This is a genomic window from Amycolatopsis sp. cmx-4-83 (genome assembly GCF_046548815.1).
GTDB classification, from domain to species: domain Bacteria; phylum Actinomycetota; class Actinomycetes; order Mycobacteriales; family Pseudonocardiaceae; genus Amycolatopsis; species Amycolatopsis pretoriensis_A.
In genome coordinates, this window is sequence record NZ_JAEBEF010000021.1 from 28,585 (window position 1) to 46,411 (window position 17,827).

At 72.8% G+C, this 17,827-nt stretch carries 20 protein-coding genes; 12 read left to right on the forward strand and 8 right to left on the reverse strand.

What is annotated here, in order from left to right:
* Positions 1-63: 63 nt before the first annotated feature.
* Positions 64-933 carry a TIGR03620 family F420-dependent LLM class oxidoreductase gene (locus ACLJQM_RS44945; RefSeq protein WP_410636276.1) on the reverse strand — a complete coding sequence of 290 codons (870 nt, stop codon included), beginning with the start codon at positions 931-933 and terminating at the stop codon, positions 64-66.
* Positions 934-1,000: 67 nt separating this feature from the next.
* Entirely contained in the window at positions 1,001-1,339 is a 339-nt protein-coding gene (locus ACLJQM_RS44950; protein WP_360781895.1) for an ArsR/SmtB family transcription factor, read from the reverse strand.
* A 48-nt stretch (positions 1,340-1,387) separates the two neighbouring features.
* On the opposite strand from ACLJQM_RS44950, the gene ACLJQM_RS44955 reads away from it, so the two are divergent.
* The 3 genes from ACLJQM_RS44955 to ACLJQM_RS44965 are packed head-to-tail and all read left to right on the forward strand — an operon-like array spanning position 1,388 to position 3,315.
* Complete coding sequence (locus tag ACLJQM_RS44955; protein WP_247023259.1) at positions 1,388-1,726, forward strand: hypothetical protein; 339 nt, start codon at positions 1,388-1,390, stop codon at positions 1,724-1,726.
* On the forward strand, positions 1,723-2,652 hold the full coding sequence (locus ACLJQM_RS44960; RefSeq protein ID WP_410636277.1) for an aldo/keto reductase: 930 nt from the start codon (positions 1,723-1,725) through the stop codon (positions 2,650-2,652). Before ACLJQM_RS44955 ends, ACLJQM_RS44960 begins: the two co-directional genes overlap by 4 nt.
* Before the next feature lie 48 nt (positions 2,653-2,700).
* The gene (locus ACLJQM_RS44965) at positions 2,701-3,315 is read left to right on the forward strand and encodes a hypothetical protein (protein ID WP_410636278.1); all 615 of its coding nucleotides are present in this window, start codon (positions 2,701-2,703) and stop codon (positions 3,313-3,315) included.
* Here the strand turns inward: ACLJQM_RS44965 and ACLJQM_RS44970 are convergent.
* Positions 3,306-3,824, reverse strand: coding sequence for an NUDIX domain-containing protein (locus ACLJQM_RS44970; RefSeq protein WP_247023262.1), 519 nt, complete (start codon positions 3,822-3,824; stop codon positions 3,306-3,308). The two genes, ACLJQM_RS44965 and ACLJQM_RS44970, sit on opposite strands and share 10 nt — an antisense overlap.
* A gap of 41 nt (positions 3,825-3,865) precedes the next feature.
* On the opposite strand from ACLJQM_RS44970, the gene dop reads away from it, so the two are divergent.
* The 4 genes from dop to prcA all read left to right on the forward strand — a co-directional run bounded on the left by dop (position 3,866) and on the right by prcA (position 7,458).
* On the forward strand, positions 3,866-5,368 hold the full coding sequence (dop, locus tag ACLJQM_RS44975) for a depupylase/deamidase Dop (protein WP_247023263.1): 1,503 nt from the start codon (positions 3,866-3,868) through the stop codon (positions 5,366-5,368).
* Between the two features lie 86 nt (positions 5,369-5,454).
* Positions 5,455-5,649 (forward strand): ubiquitin-like protein Pup, encoded by a 195-nt coding sequence (locus ACLJQM_RS44980; protein WP_013226725.1) that lies wholly within the window; start codon positions 5,455-5,457, stop codon positions 5,647-5,649.
* Between the two features lie 111 nt (positions 5,650-5,760).
* The gene (gene prcB, locus ACLJQM_RS44985) at positions 5,761-6,615 is read left to right on the forward strand and encodes a proteasome subunit beta (protein WP_410636279.1); all 855 of its coding nucleotides are present in this window, start codon (positions 5,761-5,763) and stop codon (positions 6,613-6,615) included.
* Between the two features lie 51 nt (positions 6,616-6,666).
* Positions 6,667-7,458, forward strand: a complete 792-nt coding sequence (prcA, locus tag ACLJQM_RS44990; RefSeq protein WP_360781903.1) for a proteasome subunit alpha — start codon at positions 6,667-6,669, stop codon at positions 7,456-7,458.
* Positions 7,459-7,510: 52 nt separating this feature from the next.
* Here the strand turns inward: prcA and ACLJQM_RS44995 are convergent, their stop codons facing one another.
* The 3 genes from ACLJQM_RS44995 to ACLJQM_RS45005 all read right to left on the reverse strand — a co-directional run bounded on the left by ACLJQM_RS44995 (position 7,511) and on the right by ACLJQM_RS45005 (position 11,043).
* Positions 7,511-8,281, reverse strand: coding sequence for a class I SAM-dependent methyltransferase (locus tag ACLJQM_RS44995; protein WP_410636280.1), 771 nt, complete (start codon positions 8,279-8,281; stop codon positions 7,511-7,513).
* 31 nt (positions 8,282-8,312) lie between these two features.
* Positions 8,313-9,512: an alpha/beta hydrolase gene (locus tag ACLJQM_RS45000; RefSeq protein ID WP_410636281.1), complete on the reverse strand. Its 1,200-nt coding sequence runs from the start codon at positions 9,510-9,512 to the stop codon at positions 8,313-8,315.
* 103 nt (positions 9,513-9,615) lie between these two features.
* Positions 9,616-11,043, reverse strand: a complete 1,428-nt coding sequence (locus tag ACLJQM_RS45005) for a bifunctional phosphatase PAP2/diacylglycerol kinase family protein (protein WP_410636360.1) — start codon at positions 11,041-11,043, stop codon at positions 9,616-9,618.
* Between the two features lie 199 nt (positions 11,044-11,242).
* Between ACLJQM_RS45005 and pafA the strand changes: the two genes are divergently transcribed.
* Together pafA and ACLJQM_RS45015 are read left to right on the forward strand one after the other, a co-directional pair.
* Entirely contained in the window at positions 11,243-12,601 is a 1,359-nt protein-coding gene (pafA, locus tag ACLJQM_RS45010) for a Pup--protein ligase (protein WP_247023269.1), read from the forward strand.
* Positions 12,602-12,662: 61 nt separating this feature from the next.
* Positions 12,663-13,688 carry a WD40/YVTN/BNR-like repeat-containing protein gene (locus ACLJQM_RS45015; RefSeq protein ID WP_410636282.1) on the forward strand — a complete coding sequence of 342 codons (1,026 nt, stop codon included), beginning with the start codon at positions 12,663-12,665 and terminating at the stop codon, positions 13,686-13,688.
* Here ACLJQM_RS45015 and ACLJQM_RS45020 read toward each other — a convergent pair.
* Positions 13,685-14,383 (reverse strand): SDR family oxidoreductase, encoded by a 699-nt coding sequence (locus ACLJQM_RS45020; RefSeq protein ID WP_360781914.1) that lies wholly within the window; start codon positions 14,381-14,383, stop codon positions 13,685-13,687. The genes ACLJQM_RS45015 and ACLJQM_RS45020 overlap by 4 nt on opposite strands.
* A gap of 10 nt (positions 14,384-14,393) precedes the next feature.
* On the reverse strand, positions 14,394-15,305 hold the full coding sequence (locus tag ACLJQM_RS45025; protein ID WP_410636361.1) for an NADP-dependent oxidoreductase: 912 nt from the start codon (positions 15,303-15,305) through the stop codon (positions 14,394-14,396).
* 111 nt (positions 15,306-15,416) lie between these two features.
* Between ACLJQM_RS45025 and ACLJQM_RS45030 the strand changes: the two genes are divergently transcribed.
* Genes ACLJQM_RS45030 through ACLJQM_RS45040 form a run of 3 tightly spaced genes read left to right on the forward strand, consistent with a single transcriptional unit; the run spans position 15,417 to position 17,819 of the window.
* On the forward strand, positions 15,417-15,848 hold the full coding sequence (locus tag ACLJQM_RS45030; RefSeq protein WP_247023272.1) for a winged helix-turn-helix transcriptional regulator: 432 nt from the start codon (positions 15,417-15,419) through the stop codon (positions 15,846-15,848).
* Positions 15,849-15,858: 10 nt separating this feature from the next.
* Positions 15,859-16,842 carry a helix-turn-helix transcriptional regulator gene (locus ACLJQM_RS45035; RefSeq protein WP_247023273.1) on the forward strand — a complete coding sequence of 328 codons (984 nt, stop codon included), beginning with the start codon at positions 15,859-15,861 and terminating at the stop codon, positions 16,840-16,842.
* The gene (locus ACLJQM_RS45040; RefSeq protein WP_360781918.1) at positions 16,839-17,819 is read left to right on the forward strand and encodes a helix-turn-helix transcriptional regulator; all 981 of its coding nucleotides are present in this window, start codon (positions 16,839-16,841) and stop codon (positions 17,817-17,819) included. The genes ACLJQM_RS45035 and ACLJQM_RS45040 overlap by 4 nt, the downstream gene beginning before the upstream one ends.
* Positions 17,820-17,827 lie beyond the last annotated feature (8 nt).

The following is a 17,827-nucleotide window of genomic DNA, read 5'->3' on the forward strand; positions in this document are numbered from 1 at the left end:
GTCAAACCGGACAGCGGGTTTCGAAGCCAGCGGTTTTCGGACCTCACCGTTGTGTATAACGCCCTATATTGCCGCGGGCAGCAGTGCTTCGGCCAGCCGACGCCAGTGCGGCATCGCGGTGGTGCCCGCTTCGAGGCCGATCATCTGGATGCCGACGTGGTCGGCGCCGGCGTCGAGGTGCGCGCGCAGCTTGCCGATCACCTGCTCCGGCTCGCCCCAGAACACGAGGTCGTCGACGAGCCGGTCGCTGCCGCGGCCGCCGTCGATGTCGGACTCGGAGTAGCCGAGGCGCCGGAACTTCGCGACGTTGTACTCCGAGGTCAGGTACGGGTGCAGGTGCGCGCGGGCGAGCTCGCGGGCCTTGGCCGCGTCCGGCTCGAACAGCACGGCGTGTTCGACGCCGAGGAACGGTTCCTCGCCGAGGATTTCGCGTGCCTGGGCAGTGTGCTCGGGTGTCACGTGGTAGGTGTGCGCACCCGCCGACCGGTCGCGGGCCAGCTCCAGCATCTTCGGGCCGTACGCGGCCAGCAGGCGCCGCGTTCCCGGTGCGGGGACGGCGTCCATGGCGTCGAGGTAGTCGTTCATCGCCCGCAGCGGGCGGGTGCCGGGTTTGCCGGCGCCGTAGCCGAGGCCGAGCAGGTGGCGGTCCGGGTAGGCCTCGGCCAGCAGCTGTGCGCCGGCCCGGGTCCAGCGCGGCTCGCGCGACCAGATCTGCGCGATCCCGTTGACGACGGTGAGCCGCTCGGTGACCGACAGCAGGAACCCGGCGTGGGTGAGGGCCTCGCGCCCGTCCCGTTCCGGGACCCAGATCGCCGGCCAGCCGAGTTCTTCGAGCTCCTGCACGGAGTCCCGGATCAGGCCTGCCGGCTGGTCCTCGAAGTCGAACGTCCAGATCCCGTAGCGGCCGAGCCGCATGCCCTCGATCGTACCCATGAATCGAAGTATCGCATATTTACGATGTGACGTGCCGACGGGAGTCGCCGAACGGACGGGGGAGAGGTCAGAGGGAGTGGCCGAGAACGGCGACGAACTCGGCGATCCGGGCCTCGTCGCGCTTGTAGTGCGTCCACTTGCCGACGCGCGTCGCCCGGACCAGCCCGGCGCGCTGGAGCGAGGCCATGTAGGCCGACACGGTCGACTGCGCGAGCCCCAGCTTCTCCTGGATGTGGCTCACGCACACGCCGACCTCGACCGGGTCGGCGATCGCCCGCTCGACCGGAAAGTGCCGCTCCGGCTCCCGCAGCCACTGCAGGACCTGCAGCCGCACGGGGTTCGCTAACGCCTTGAAGACGTCGAGCAGGTGCTCGACGCCGGGCTCGGATTCGGTGCGTGTCGTCATGGCTTCCCTCCCACCATACCGGCGTATAACGACCTATACTTCCGGGCCGTGAGCGAAGAAACCGGGCGGCCGCGCGCGCCCATCACCGAATCGGACGTCCTGGCCTGGCTCGAGACGACGGCCGCCGCCGTCGAGGCGGGGGAGGTGGGCGCCCAGGAGCTCATCGACCTGCTCGGGGAGCTTCGCCGCGCGTCGGCCGCCTGCGCGGACGCCTCGGACTGGCTGCTCCTGGCCGCGCGGGAGGGCGGCGCGAGCCTCCGCCAGATCGCTCCCGTGTTCGGCAAGGGCTACGTCCGGGCCCCGGCCGCCCGGCTCGAAAAACTCCACCGCCAGGCGCAGAACTCCGGCCAGTGGCTGGCCATCCTCCGGCACAAGGCCACGGCGTGAACCGCATCGCGCTCGGCCTGGCGGCGCTCGGCAGGCCCGCGTACATCAACCTGGGCCGCGAGGGGGCGCTGCCGCCGGCGCGGGACGTCGAATCGATGCGCGCGGCGACGTTCGAGGTGCTCGACGACGCCTATGCGGCCGGGGTCCGGCACGTCGACGTCGCGCGGTCCTACGGGCGCTCGGAGGAGTTCCTGGCCGGCTGGCTCGCCGAGCGCGGCCACGCCGACGTCGAGGTCTCGAGCAAGTGGGGCTACGCCTACGTCGGGGAGTGGCGGCTCGACGCCGAAGTGCACGAGGTGAAGGAGCACTCGGCGGCGCGGTTCGCCGCGCAGTGGGCGGAAACCCTGGCGCTGCTGGGGGAACGGGTCGGGCTCTACCAGGTCCATTCGCTCACTGTGGACAGTCCACTGTTCACCGACGAGCCGTTGGTGGAGGCGCTGGCGGAGCTCGCCGCGAACGGCGTGGCGGTCGGGTTCTCGACGTCCGGGCCGCGGCAGGCGGACGCGATCGAGCGGGCGTTCGCGCTGGAAGTGGCCGGGCGGCCGGTGTTTTCGGCGGTGCAGTCGACGTGGAACCTCCTGGAGCCCTCCGCCGGACGTGCCCTCGGAGCGGCGCACGCGGCCGGAAACCGGGTGCTGGTCAAGGAAACCCTGGCCAACGGCCGGCTCGCGGTCGAGGCGCCGGCGGCGGTGCGGGAGATCGCCGCGGCGCACGGCACGGGGCCGGACGCGGTCGCCGTGGCCGCGGTGCTGGGCCAGGACTGGGCGGACCGCGCGGTCATCGGCCCGGCGAGCCCGGCCCAGCTGGCGGCGAACCTGCGGGCCACCACGCTTGCCTTGAGCGCCGAGGAGCGAGGAGCGCTCGCGGACCTCGCCGAGGATCCGCAGGAGTACTGGCGACACCGGTCCTCGTTGCAGTGGGACTGAGCGGCTGCACTACCCTTCGCAGGCACGAAACCGACGACAGGAGGCCGGGTGCGTCATCGTCAGGTGGTCGCGTTGGCCGCCGTCGCGCTGGTGGGCCTGACGGCCTGCGAAGGGCCCGATCCGAACAACCTCGAGACGTACTACGACGATCCGGCGCCGACGTCCGCGCCGGTCACGACCGTCGAAACGCCGGTGAGCCCCGCGGAAGCCGTCCCGGTCACGCCGCCGGAACCCGATCCCGGTCTGCTCGCGGAGCCCGCGCTGCTGTCCGACGCGGACGTCGCGGAGGAAGGTGTGCAACCGGCCTCGAACGAGGTGGCGGGATGTCTGGCGGACGGGCCGTCGGCGGGGAGCCGGACGGCGACCTGGCGCTACCCCAGCGGGTCGGTGCTGAGCCACCGCGTCGTGGTGTTCCCGGACTCCTCGGCCGCCCAGGCTGTCGCGGACAACGAGTGCCCCCCTGGCAAGCTGGTGGGAGTTCCCGTCCAGCCCGGGGTCGAGCGGCAGCAGGCCTGGAGCGACGGCAAGACCTGCACGGTGTTGCTGGCCAAGGGAGCGCTCGTGTCCGAGCTGACGGTCTCGGCGAGCACCGGGACGCGGGCCGTGGACGCGGCCAAGCGCCTGCTGCCCGCCATGACCGCGAAGCTCACCGCTCAGCCGTAGCGGCGGAACCACTCCTGGACGCCTTCGCGGCCGTCGGGGATGAAGGGCAGCGCCGGCGCCGGGTCGTCGATCCAGGCGCGCAGCTCTTCGAGCGGGATCCAGCGGCCTTCGACGATCTCTTCGGCCTGGTGGTGGATCGGGCCGTCCCAGCGGACCTCGAAGGCGAAGTTGTGGCAGCGGTTGCGGCCGTCGTCGTAGACCTTGGTGAACAGCGGAACGGGTTCCACCCCTTGGACCCCGAGCTCTTCGGCGAGTTCGCGGCGGGCGCACTCGGCCGGCGTCTCGCCCGCGGCGACCACGCCGCCGGCCCAGCAGTCCCAGGTGGAGGGGAACACGTCCTTCCCCGGGGTGCGGAGGTGCACGTAAACGGCTTTTCCGTCACCCGAACGGACCAGGACGACGCCGGCGGCGTGCCACAGGCCCTCGGCGCGGACGCGGGCGCGGGTGGTCTCGCCGACCACCGAGCCCGCCTGGTCATAGAGGGCAACGAGTTCGTCACTGCCTGGCATGGGTGCATCGTTCCACTAGGCCGACCCCGTAGGGTGGGGACATGCGGCGGATCATGGGAACCGAAGTCGAGTACGGCATCTCCGTGCCGGGCGACGCGACGGCGAACCCGGTACTCACCTCGACCCAGGTCGTGCTGGCCTACGCGGCCGCGGCCGACATCCCGCGGGCCCGCCGGGCGCGGTGGGACTACGAGGTGGAGAGCCCGCTGCGGGACGCGCGCGGGTTCGACCTGACCGGCCCCGGCGGGCCGGGCCACGACCCGGACGTCGAGGACCTGGGCGCGGCGAACGTCATCCTGACCAACGGGGCGCGGCTGTACGTCGACCACGCGCACCCGGAGTACTCGGCGCCCGAGGTGACGAACGCGCGCGACGCGGTCATCTGGGACAAGGCGGGTGAACGGGTGATGGAGGAGGCCGCGCTGAAGGCGGCGTCCGTCCCCGGCCAGCCACAGCTGCAGCTGTACAAGAACAACGTCGACGGCAAGGGCGCGAGCTACGGCACGCACGAGAACTACCTGATGGCGCGGTCGACGCCGTTCACCGCGGTGATCGCCGGGCTGACGCCGTTCTTCGCGTCGCGGCAGGTCGTGACCGGCTCGGGCCGGGTCGGGATCGGCCAGCAGAGTGAAGAGGCCGGGTTCCAGCTCTCCCAGCGTGCGGACTACATCGAGGTCGAGGTCGGCCTGGAGACCACGCTCAAGCGCGGGATCATCAACACGCGCGACGAGCCGCACGCGGACGCGGACAAGTACCGCCGGCTGCACGTCATCATCGGCGACGCGAACATGTCGGAGTACTCGACGTACCTGAAGGTCGGCACCACGGCGCTGGTGCTGGACCTGATCGAGTCGGGCATCCGCTTCGACGACCTGAAGCTCGACGAGCCGGTCAAGGCCGTGCACCAGATCAGCCACGACCCGACGCTGAAGGTGCAGGTCGCGCTGGCGAACGGCAAGAAGTACTCCGGCCTCGACCTGCAGTTCGCCTACCACGAGATCGCCTCGCAGAACCTGGAGCGCATCGACGCCGACCAGGCGTCCAAAGAGGTGCTCCGGGTCTGGGGCGAGGTGCTGGACGCGCTGGCCCGCGACCCGCAGGAGTGCGCGGACCGGCTGGACTGGCCGGCGAAGCTGCGGCTGCTCGAGGGCTACCGCCAGCGCGACAGCCTGGCCTGGGGCGCGCCGCGGCTGCGCCTGGTGGACCTGCAGTACTCCGACGTGCGGCTGGCCAAGGGCCTCTACAACCGCCTGGTGACGCGCGGCTCGATGAAGCGGCTCGTCTCCGAGGAGGAGGTGCTCGCCGCGGTCACGACCCCGCCGTCGGACACCCGGGCGTACTTCCGGGGCCGGGCGCTGGAGAAGTACGCGGCGTCGATCGCGGCCGCGTCGTGGGATTCGGTCATCTTCGACGTGGGCAAGGAGTCATTGGTGCGGATCCCGACCCTGGAGCCGTTGCGGGGGACGAAGGCGCACGTCGGCAAGTTGCTGGACAACGCGGCGACCGCCGAGGAGCTGGTCGAAGCGCTCACCGGTTCGGACTAGGCGGGACGCACCAGCGATCGCGGCGTGACCCCGAATGTCGGGGCCGCTGGGTAGGCTAGGAAACATCAGCCACACCGGGAGGCGAGATGGCCCAGGAAAAGATCGAAAAGCACGGCGGTGGTGACTCCGACGAGGAGTTCGACGACACCGGCGCGGCGGGTCAGGAGCGGCGCGAAAAGCTAGGCGAGGACGTCGACACGATCCTCGACGAGATCGACGACGTGCTCGAAGAGAACGCCGAGGACTTCGTCCGGGCCTACGTGCAGAAGGGCGGCGAGTAGCCGCACCGGGGCACTGCGCCCTTGCCGACCGTTCAGCCGGCGGCCGGGGTTCCGCGTGGCCGTTGGCGCGCGCGGGGCTCCGGCCCGCACAGATGGGACTTTTGAGCACGTATGGACAACACCAGGGGCATCTCGGGTCCCGCGCTGCCTGCCGCGTACTTCTCGTCGGCGACGTCGTCGTTTGCGGACTTCTTGCGGGTACAGGCGCCGGAGCTGCTTCCGGAGCGGCGCGTGACGGGCGGTGTGGCCGATCTGGGCGTGCCGCACGGGACGACGATCGTGGCCTGCACGTTCGCGAGCGGTGTGCTGATCGCGGGTGACCGGCGGGCGACGTCGGGGAACCTGATCGCGAGCCGCGACATCGAGAAGGTGCACGTCACCGACGAGTACTCGGCGGTCGGCATCGCGGGCACGGCGGGGCTGGCCGTCGAAATGGTCCGGCTGTACGCGGTCGAGCTGGCGCACTACGAAAAGATCGAGGGCGTTTCGCTGTCGCTGGACGGCAAGACGAACAAGCTGGCCGGCATGGTCAAGGCGAACCTCGAGATGGCGATGGCCGGGCTGGCCGCGATCCCGCTGTTCGTGGGGTACGACCTCGAGGCCGAGGACGCCAAGCACGCGGGCCGGATCGTCTCGTACGACGCCGCGGGCGGCCGCTACGAGGAGAACGGCGGCTACGCGGGCATCGGCTCGGGTTCGCTGTTCGCGAAGTCGGCGCTGAAGAAGCTGCATGACCCGGACGCCGACGTCGAAGGCGCGATCCGGGTGGCGGTCGAGGCGCTGTACGACGCGGCGGACGACGACACCGCGTCCGGCGGCCCGGACCTCGTGCGGCGCATCTTCCCGAGCGTCGTGACGATCACCGCGGAGCACGGCGCCGTGCAGCTGCCGGAGTCGGAGACCGCGGCGGTCGCCGAGGCCGTCGTGGCCGGCCGGATCGAGCGCCAGCAGCGCCGGCTCGCCTGACGCGGAGCCGACAGTGAACATGGGAACACCGGAAGACCTGGAGCGCACACCGTGACGATGCCGTTGTATGCCTCTCCCGAGCAGCTGATGCGGGAGCGTTCCGAGCTGGCGCGCAAGGGCATCGCGCGCGGCCGGAGCGTGGTGGTGCTGAAGTACGCGGGCGGCGTGCTGTTCGTGGCGGAGAACCCGTCGGCGACGTTGCACAAGGTGTCCGAGATCTACGACCGCATCGGGTTCGCGGCGGTCGGGCGCTACAGCGAGTTCGAGAACCTGCGCGTGGCGGGCATCCGCCACGCCGACCTCAAGGGCTACCAGTACGACCGGCGCGACGTGAGCGCGCGGGCGCTGGCGAACGCGTACGCGGCGACGCTGGGCAGCATCTTCACCGAGCAGCTGAAGCCGTTCGAGGTCGAGGTCTGCGTCGCGGAGGTCGGCGCGAGCGCGGCGGAGGACCAGCTGTACCGGCTGACCTACGACGGCTCGATCTTCGACGAGCCGCAGTACGTGGTCATGGGCGGGCAGAACGAGAAGATCGCGGCGAAGCTGAAGGAAACCTTCGAAGACGGCCTGGACCTGCAGGCGGCGCTCGGCGTGGCGGTGGCCGCGCTGCGCACGCCGACCCAGCCGTCGACGGCGGCGACGTCGTCTTCGTCCGGCTCGTCGACCGCGGCGGCGGCGAACGGCAACGGCGAAGCCGACCCGATCAAGCTGGAGGTGGCGGTCCTGGACCGCGACCGCCCGCGCCGCGCGTTCCGCCGCTTGACCGGCACAGCGCTGGACGCCTTGCTCCCGGTCCCGGACCCGGCGGGCGAGGAGCCTGAGGCGAAGCCGGAAGGCGAGTAACTCAGAAGCACGGAAGCGGGGCGTGGCCGGTGGCCGCGCCCCGCTTCCGCGTTCAGCGGCGGGCGAAGGCGAGCAGGTGGGCGCTCGTGTCGACGAGGTGCGGGTCCCGTTCGGCGATCCGGGCCGCGCGCAGGGCCGGCTCGGCCAGGTCGTCGAAGCGGTCGAGGCCCGCGACGTCGAGCGCGGGCCAGGCGGGGCCTTCGACGCCGAAGACGGCCGTGCCGGTGAACCCCGCGTCCGAGACTTCGCCGTGGAGTTCGGTGGCGGTGTGCCAGTGGGTGGGGACGAACCCGGCGTGGCCGTCGTACGCGCCGGTGGTGATCACCGCCCGGATCCGCTCCTCCCGGTCCGGGGTGAGGGTGCCCGCGGTGGCGGTCTCCAGCAGGGACAGGTAGCGGCTGATGCCCGCGGCCACGAGGAGGCCGCCCGGGCGCAGCACCCGGCGGGCTTCGGCGAGCGCCCGAGCGCGGTCCGCCCGCTCGACGAGGTGGTACAGCGGACCGAGGAGCAGCACGGCGTCGCAGCGGGAACCCGCCACGGGCAGCGCGCGGGCGTCGGCGACCACGGCGGTGACGCCGGGGTGCCGGCGTGCCTGGCCGGCGTGGGCCGGTACCGGGTCGAGCAGGTGCACCTCGTGCCCGTCGGCGGCCAGCCAGGCCGCGTGGACGCCGGTCCCGCCCCCGGCGTCGAGGACCCGGGCGCGCGGGGGGAGGAAGCGGCGGATCAGCTCCCGGGTGCGGAGGAACTCGAGCCTGCCGTGCGGGGTGCGGGTGAGGCGGCGGGCTTCGTCGGGTCCGGTGGCGTAGTGCATCGCGAGGTCCATGCTCCAGGGTCTCGGGCGGCGCAACCGGCTTTCAGGACGTCGCGGGGGAGGCCCGGAAGTTCTGGTCGGCGAACGCCAGCAGGTACGGCAGCGTCGCCCGCGCCGTGTGCCAGGTGTGGTTGAAGCCGCGCTCGGCGTGCACCACCGCCTCCTGGCCCCGGGCGCGCAGGGCGTCCGCGATGCGGCGGGCCGTCGTCACGTCGGTCGGTGCGCCGGTGCCGACCGCCAGCATCACCGAGATCGGCGCGGTGAACTTCATGGTCGGCAGGTAGCGGCGCGGGGTGTTGGCGGCGATCACGGCCTGGTTGCCGGCCAGGATGCCGACCGAGTCGTTGAGGTCGTCGTAGGGCAGGGCGATCACCAGGGTCGCGAACTCGTCGACGTGGTGCAGCCCGATGTTCAGCGCGCCGAAGCCGCCGCCGGACATGCCGCCCAGCGCGCGGTGGCCGCGGTCGGCGAGGGTGCGGTAGTGGTGGTCGACGGCCGGGACCACGGTCGCCGTCAGGTACGTCTCCAGCTGGGGGCCGTTCGGGACGTCGAGGCACTCCCAGTCGGTGCTGGGGACGCCGGCGGTCAGGTCGACGCTGACCACGATCATCGGTTCGATGACGCCGGCCTGCTGCAGCGCCAGGAGCGTCCCCGGCGCGTCGCCGGAGGTGAGCCAGTCGCGGGGGCCGCCGAACGGGTAGCCGTGGATGAGGTAGACGACCGGGTAGCGGCGGGCGGTGTCCTTGTCGTAGCCCGGCGGCAGGACGACGTAGTTGCTGCCCGACGGGACGCCGTGCGCGGGGTCGGGCACGTTCAGCACGTCGACGCGCTGGCCGGCGCCCGTGGTCGCGGTCCCGGTCGCCGTGCTGGGCCGCGGCGCCGACGGGGCTTCCTTGCCGTCGTCGAGCAGGCGCCCGGCCAGGTTGACCGGCCCGGGGCCCTTCTGGAGCAGGCGCGCGAGGTCGTCGGACGTGCGGACGTACCCGACGTAGCTGTTCAGCGCGGTCACCGCGGCGAGCAGCAGGAGCACGCCGAACGCGGTGAACCCGCAGCGCCGCACCCGGCGGCGGTACCAGAGCGCGACGACCACGGCGAGCACGGCGACGGCGGCCGAAGCGAGGGTCAGCCAGATGAACGGCGACTCGAGCGGGCCCAGGTCGCGGGCCCGCGCGGTCACGTCGCCCGGCAGCACCGGATCGGTGGCGGCGCCGTGAAAGGCGCGCGCCACCCCGTGCCCGTCCATCGCGTCCCCGCTCGTCCCCTGGCCGCGGGCATGATCGCCCGCACCTCGATCACGAAGCTAGCCAGAGGTGCCTGTGGGTTCGTTGAGAGAAGGTAAAGCGCCGTCAAAGCCGGTAGATGGTGAGCGCGCTGGGGCGGGACCGGAAGCGGAACCGGTTGCCGAGCGGGCCGACCTCGCCGTCGGTGGCCACGCGGCGGTGGCCGTCGAGCAGTTCGACGTCCAGCTCGGGCAGGTCGAGCTCCTGGTAGACGTGGCTGGCGGCCAGCGTGCGCGTGAGCATCGCGGCCAGGAACCGGGCGCGGGAGTACGGCAGGTCGGCGCGCAGGTACCGGATGTCCAGCAGGCCCGTGTCGAGCGCGGGCCGCCGGCTGGGGGCGAACCCCTTCGGCGCGTACGTGCCGTTGCCGACGAAGAGCAGCCACACCTGCGTGAGCTTGCCGTTGAGCCGGACGGTCAGCGGCTTGGCGTGCCGCAGCGTCCTGGCCAGCGCGATCGCCGCCGACGGCCACTTGGGGTGCTTCTCCTGGAGCTTCTCCCGCAGCCGCACCATCTCCGGGTAGCCGCCGAGGCTGGCGGTGTTGACGAACCAGCGGTGCGCGGTGTCTCCGTCGCTTTCCTCGATCTCCACCTCGCCGAGGTCGATGCCGACGGCGTTGCCGAGCTCGGTCGCGGCGTCCGCGTCGGGCATGGAGCTGACGCCGACGTCGCGGGCGAAGTGGTTGAGCGTGCCCGCTGGGATCAGGGCGAGCGGCAGGTCGCGTTCGGCGGCGACCGCGGCGACCGCGGCGACGGTGCCGTCGCCGCCCGCGACACCGAGCGCGCGGACCGTCCCGCGGGCGTCGATCTCGCTCTCGAGCTGGGCGATCAGGTCCTGCTCGGGGTCCGGGTAGAGGATCTCGGCCTTCGGCCAGGCGTGCCGGGCGTCCTCGGTCGGGTCCTGGCCGTCGATCCCGGACTTCGGGTTGACCAGCACGAGCATGTCGTCGCCGTCGACCATCTCGGGCGCGTCGGCGTCGTGGGCCGTGCGGGCGGGGACGTCGTCGTGCAGCGGCCACCAGTGCCGGGTGGCCAGGCCCACTCCGGTGCCGATGGCCAGGCCGACGCCGACGTCGGAGGGCCAGTGCACCCCGGTGTGCACCCGCGAGTAGGCGACGGCCAGCGCCAGCGGGGCCACGGCGAGCCCGGCGCGCGGCGACTCCAGCGCCACCGCCGTCGCGAACGCGGCCGCGGACGCCGAGTGCCCGGACGGGAACGACGAGGAGGTCGGGCGTTTCCGCAGGCGGCGGTGCATGGGCACTTCTTCCTCGGCGGGGCGGCGGCGCGGGAACAACGGCTTCCCGATGAGGTTCGCGACGGCGCTGGCACCGGCGATCGCGACGACCCCGCGCAGCGCGGCCCGCCTGGTGGGGCCCTTCCGCGCGGCCAGCAGCGCCGCGACGCCCCACCACAGGCGGGACTTGTTCGCCGATCTGGACAGCACCATCAGCGCGTCGTCGGCGGTGGTGGCCGGTAGCGAGGCGCTGCGGTGCATCAGGGCGCGGTCGGTGCGCCCGACCCGCCGGAAGGCCTGGATGAGCTGGTGTGTCAAGGAGTCGCCTTCCCCGGTACGTCAAGAGCAGTGCTCCAATCGTGCCTGAATCGGGGAGTTTTCACCGTCTGTGGCATACCGGGGGCGTGTCGACGCCCGAACGGCGCACCGTCGAAGGGGGTCCAGCGCCTACTCTGGTGGAATGCAGCGGCGGATCTTTGGCATCGAGACCGAGTTCGGGGTCACGTGCACCTTCCACGGACAGCGCAGGCTCTCGCCCGACGAGGTGGCGCGCTACCTCTTCCGGCGGGTCGTGTCCTGGGGACGCTCATCGAACGTCTTCCTGTCGAACGGCTCACGGCTCTACCTGGACGTCGGGTCGCACCCCGAGTACGCGACGGCCGAGTGCGACGACCTCGTCCAGCTGGTCACGCACGACAAGGCCGGGGAGCGCATCCTCGAGGACCTGCTGGTCGACGCCGAACGGCGGCTCGCCGACGAGGGCATCGGCGGCGACATCTTCCTGTTCAAGAACAACACCGACTCCGCGGGCAACTCCTACGGCTGCCACGAGAACTACCTGGTGACCCGCGCGGGTGAGTTCTCCCGGATCGCGGACGTGCTCCTGCCGTTCCTGGTGACCCGGCAGCTCATCTGCGGGGCCGGGAAGGTGCTCCAGACGCCGCGCGGGGCGGTCTACTGCCTCTCCCAGCGTGCGGAACACATCTGGGAGGGCGTCTCGAGCGCGACCACCCGCTCGCGGCCGATCATCAACACCCGCGACGAGCCGCACGCCGACGCCGAGCGCTACCGGCGCCTGCACGTCATCGTCGGCGACTCGAACATGGCCGAGCCGACGACCATGCTCAAGGTCGGCTCGGCGAACCTGGTGCTCGAGATGATCGAGGCCGGCGTCCAGTTCCGCGACTTCACCCTGGACAACCCGATCCGGGCGATCCGCGAGATCAGCCACGACCTCACCGGCCGCCGCCAGGTGCGCCTCGCCGGCGGGCGCGAGGCGTCGGCGCTGGACATCCAGCGCGAATACCACGCCCGGGCCGTCCAGCACCTCAAGGAGAACGGCACGACGCCGGCGAACGAGCGCGTGATCGAGCTGTGGGGCCGGGCGCTGGACGCGGTCGAGCAGCAGGACTTCGGCAAGATCGACACCGAGATCGACTGGGCGATCAAGCACCGGCTGGTCGAGCGCTACCGGCACAAGCACGACCTGGACCTGTCCAGCCCGCGGATCGCGCAGCTCGACCTCGCCTACCACGACATCCGCCGCGGCCGGGGCATCTTCGACCTGCTGCAGCGCAAGGGCCTGGTCCGCCGGGTCACCGACGACGGCGAGATCGAGGCCGCCAAGGACACCCCGCCCCAGACGACCCGCGCGAAGCTGCGCGGCGACTTCATCGCCGCCGCCCAGGCCGCGGGCCGCGACTTCACGGTCGACTGGGTGCACCTGAAGCTGAACGACCAGGCCCAGCGCACGGTCCTGTGCAAGGACCCGTTCCGCTCGGTCGACGAGCGCGTGGAACGCCTGATCAGCTCGCTCTAGTCCGGCGCACCCGCCCGGTGTCCCTACGAAAGTCGCCGGGCGGGTGCGGCAGGATCGCCTCATGCGTGTCGTGCTGCTCGTGCTCGCCCTGCTGGTCTCCGTCGCGGCACCGGCTTCGGCGGGGGAGCACCCGCCGAAGTGGGAGCTGAAACCGACGGGCGTCACCGCTCAGTTCCGCGGCCTCTCGGCGGTCAGCGCCCGCGTCGCGTGGGTCAGCGGGACCCAGGGGACCGTCCTGCGCACCACCGACGGCGGGGCCACCTGGAAGTCCGTCGGGCCGCCCGGCACCGAGACCCTCCAGTTCCGCGACATCGAGGCCTTCGACGCCGACCACGCCGTGACGCTGTCGATCGGTCCCGGCACCGATTCGCGCGTCTACCGGACCGACGACGGCGGTGCGCACTGGCGCCTTGCGTTCCAGAACACCGACGCGGCCGCGTTCTACGACTGCCTCGCCTTCTTCGATCCGTGGCGCGGCCTGGCGATGAGCGACCCGGTCGACGGGCACTTCCGCGTGCAGGCCACCTTCGACGGCGGCCGCAGCTGGCGGCAGGTCCCCGACAGCGGCTTCCCGCCCGCGCTGCCCGGCGAGGCGGGCTTCGCGGCCAGCGGTCAGTGCATCACCACGTCGGGGCCGTTCGACGCCTGGCTCGCGACCGGCGGCGGTGCCACCGCCCGCGTCCTGCACTCCGGTGACGGCGGCCGCCACTGGACCGCCTCCGGCACGCCGTTGCCGAGCAGTCCCTCGGCGGGCGTGTTCGCCCTCACCTTCCGCTCGCCGTCGCAGGGGGTCGCGATCGGCGGCGACTTCGCGAGCCCGGACGCGCCCGGCCCGGCCGTCGCGCTGACCCGCGACCGCGGCCGCACCTGGACCACCCCGGGGCAGTACCCCGCGGGGTACCGCTCCGGGCTGGCCTGGCGCGGCGGGACCGTGCTCGCCGTCGGCCCCGGTGGCAGCGACCTCAGCCCCGACGGCGGCCGGCACTGGACCCGGTTCGACGACGGCAGCTTCGACAGCGTCGACTGCGCCGGCGCGGGCTGCTGGGCCAGTGGTGTCCAAGGCCGCGTCGCCCGCCTGAGCCGCTAGAGCACCTGGCCGGTCGGGCGGACCATGATCTCGTTGACGTCGACCGAGGGCGGCTGCTGGAGGGCGTAGAGCACCGCGCGGGCGATGTCCCCGGCCGCCAGCATCGGCTTCGTGCGCTGCTCGTCGGTGAGGATGTCGGTGTCGGTGATGCCCGGGTTGATCAGCGTGACCCGGACGCCGGTGCCGACGGCCTCCTCGCGGATCGCGCCGGCCATCCCGGTCACCGCCCACTTCGTCGCCGAGTAGAGGCTGGCGTTGCGGATGTAGCGGCCCGCGACCGAGCCGGTGATCAGCAGGTGCCCGGCGGTTCCCTTCAGCGCGGGCAGCACCGCGCGGGCGGTGTAGGCGGCGCCGAGGACGTTGGTGCGCACCATCTCCTCCCACGCCCGCGGATCGGGGTCGTCGTCGCCGAAGAACGACGTCCCGACGCCGATCCCGGCGTTGGCGAAGGCCGCGTCGAGCCGCCCGAACCGCTCGACGGCCCGCGTGACGGCCCCGGAGACGCTCGGCCAGTCGCCGACGTCGGCGCCGAGCGCGAGGGCCCGGTCTTCGCCCAGCTCGGCGGCGAGCGCCGTGACGGACTCGGCCCTGCGCGCCACGAGCGCGACCTTGAACCCGGCTTCGGCGGCCAGCCGCGCGGTGGCGGCGCCGAGCCCGCGCGAGGCACCGGTGATGAGGAGTACGCGATCATCCATGCCGTCCAGGCTAGGGAGTCAGGACGAGCCTGCCACGCACCCCGCCCGCGGCCAGCCGTTCGTGCGCTGCCGGGGCTTTCTCGAGCGGGAGGACGCCGGCGACCCGTGGCCGGAGGGTCGTGGCCAGCCCGGCGAGCTGTTCGCCGTCGGCGCGGATCCACACGGTGCGGACGCGGACGCCGCGCAGCGGGATCGGGGCGGCCCCGGCGGCGAAAGCGACGAACTCGCCGCCGCCCCGGACGGCGTCGAGCGCGTCCAGCCCGAGGAGCGCGGTGTCGAGGACGGCGTCCACCCCACCGGGGACCCGGGCTCGCACGCGTTCACCGAGGTCCCGGCCGCGCGGGACGAATTCGTCGGCGCCGAACCCCCGGACGATGGCCTCGTCGGCTTCGCCCGCGACGGCGACGACCTGGCGCCCCCGGGCGTGCGCGAGGGCGACGGCGTACCCGCCGACCGCGCCCGCCGCCCCGGTGACCAGCACGGTCCCGGTGCTCTCGACGAGGTCGAGCGCCTGGGCCGCGGTCAGCGCGTTGAGCGGGAGGGTCGCGGCTTCGACGGGGGAGACGCCAGGGGGCGCGAGAGCGACGGCGGAGGCGTCGAGAACGACGTAGTCGGCGTAGGCGCCGAGCGGGAGCGCGATCCGGTCGCGCAGGCCGAGCACGGTGTCCCCGGGCCGGAACCGCGCGCCCGGGCCCGCGGCGTCGACTTCACCCGCGACGTCCCAGCCCAGGCCGAGCACCTTCCGCGGCGGGATCACGCCCGCTGCGGTCAGGACCCCGGCCCGCGTCGCGAGGTCGACCGGGTTGACCGCGGCCGCCGCCACCCGGATCCGCACCTGCCCCGGACCCGGCTCCGGCACCGGGACTTCAGCCACCTCCAGCACCTCCGGGCCACCGAACCGCCGGACCACCACCGCGCGCATCCTCTGCTCCCTCACGATCGGACCTCCTTCCCCGCGACCGTATGGGGAGCTACTCTCCAACGGGAAGTACGCACTCGCAGGTTCCCCCCCCCGTACCAGGAGGTTCGCCCGGTGCCCACGCGCACGGCGGAACAGCGGCGGCACGCCGAAAAGGCCGCCTACGACGCCTACCTCGCCGCCTGCCCGACCCGGAAGCTGCTGGACGAGATCGCCGGCAAGTGGGTCAGCCTGATCCTGGTCGCGCTCGGTGACGGGCCGCAGCGCTACAGCGACCTTTCGCGGCGCATCGCCGGCGTCAGCCAGAAGATGCTCACCCAGACCCTGCGGGTGCTCGAGCGCGACGGTCTCGTGCACCGCGAGGTGACGCCTTCGGTGCCCGTCCGCGTCGACTATTCCCTTACGCCACTGGGGGAATCGCTGCGCGCGCTGGTGGCCGGGTTCAAGGACTGGGCGGAGGCGAACTTCGACGCCGTCGACGCCGCGCGCACCGATTACGACGCGCGTACACCGGACCTCACGATCGGGCCGGGCGGCGCGGGCTAGGCTCTACCGGGTGTCCACCGCCCGCGCCGAACGGCTGGTCAACCTCGTGCTGGCCCTCCTGTCCACCCGGCAGTACCTGACCGCCGAGCGGATCCGCGGCATCGTGCCCGGTTACGGCGACGCGGCGAGCGACGAGGCCTACTTCCGGATGTTCGAGCGGGACAAGACCGAGCTCCGCGAACTCGGCATCCCCCTGGAGACCGGCCGCAACTCCGCCTTCGACGCCATCGAGGGCTACCGCATCGCCCGCCGCGACTACGAACTCGGCGAGATCGACCTCGCCCCCGACGAAGCCGCCGCGGTCGCGCTCGCCTCGCGGCTGTGGGACTCCCCGGAGCTAACCGGGCAGGCGCAGGGCGCGCTCGTGAAGCTGCGCGCGGCCGGCCTGGAGGTCGACGACCAGGCGCCCACCGTCGTCGAGCCGCGGGTGCGCGCCGAACCGGCGTTCGGGCCGCTGCTGGCCGCGGTGCAGAGCGGGCAGGCCGTGCGCTTCGAGTACCGCCGCAGCGGCTCGCCCGAGCGCATCATGCGCACGCTCGAGCCGTGGGGCGTGGTGTCGTGGCGGGCCCGCTGGTACGTCGTCGGGCACGACCGCGATCGCGGCGCCACCCGCTGCTTCCGCCTCTCCCGCGTCACCGGCCAGGTCCGCCCGGTCGGCAAGCCCGGCGAGGTGCGCCGCCCCGAGGGCGTCAACCTGCTCAAGCTCGTCACGGCCACCGGCGGCAGCGAACCCGCGCCGGTCACCACCGCCCGGGTCTGGGTCGCCGACGGCCGCGCCGCGGGCGTCCGCCGCCGCGGCACCGTGGTCGGGCGCGCGACCGTCGACGGCGATGAAGGCGACCTGGTCGAGATCGGCCTGCTCTACCCGGAGTCGGCGGCCGACTGGATCAGCGCGCAAGGCCCCGATGTCGTCGTCCTCGAACCGGACGTGCTGGCGAAGTCGGTCCAGGACCGGCTGGAAGCCGTCGTCGCCCGGCAGGTGAGCGCGCTGTGAGCGGGTCCACCGACCGGATGCCGAGACTGCTCGCGCTCGTGCCGTACCTGCTGGCGCGCCCCGGCATCCGCATCGACGAGGCGGCGCACGACTTCGACGTCACGCCGAAGCAGCTGCGCAAGGACCTCGAGCTGCTGTGGATGTGCGGGCTGCCCGGCTACGGGCCCGGCGACCTGATCGACCTGTCCTTCGAAGGCGACACGATCGTCGTCACCCACGACGCCGGCATGAACCGCCCGCTGCGGCTCACCGGCGGTGAGGCGACCGCGCTGCTCGTGGCGCTGCGGGCGCTGGCCGAGACGCCGGGCGTGGTCGACGGCGACGCCGTCCGCCGCTCCATCGCCAAGATCGAGGCCGCGGCGGGACAGGCGCAGCCCGCCGGCGTGGTCGTCGGCGGGGGAGTGCGCGAGGGCGAGAAGACCGCGCGGACCCGCGAGCAGGTCGCCCGGGCCCTGCAGGACGGCCGGGCGCTGCGGATCCGCTACTACACCGCGTCGAAGGACCAGATCACCGAGCGCACGGTCGACCCGATGCGGCTGCTGATCGTCCAGGCGGTCGGCTACCTCGAAGCCTGGTGCCGCCGCGCCGAGGGCGTCCGGCTGTTCCGGCTCGACCGGATCGACGAGCTCACGGTCCTCGGCGAGCCGTCGCGGCCGCCCGCGCACGCCCACCCGACCGACATCTCCGACGGTGTCTTCCGCCAGCGTCCCGATCAGCGGGAGGCGGTGCTGGTCCTCGACCCGGACGCACGCTGGGTAGCCGAGTACTACCCGTGCGAGGAGCTCGACGAGCTCGAGGGCGGCCGGCTGCGGATCCGGATGCGCTACGCCGACCAGTCCTGGATGGTGCGCCTGGTGCTCGGCCAGGGCGGGGAAGTGCTGGTCGAGAGCCCGGCGGACCTCGCGTCCGAAGTCGGCCGCCGCGCCGCCGACGCGGTGGCCCGAGCCCGTCACCTTCCGTCAACCTGTGACCACTAGGCTGGTCC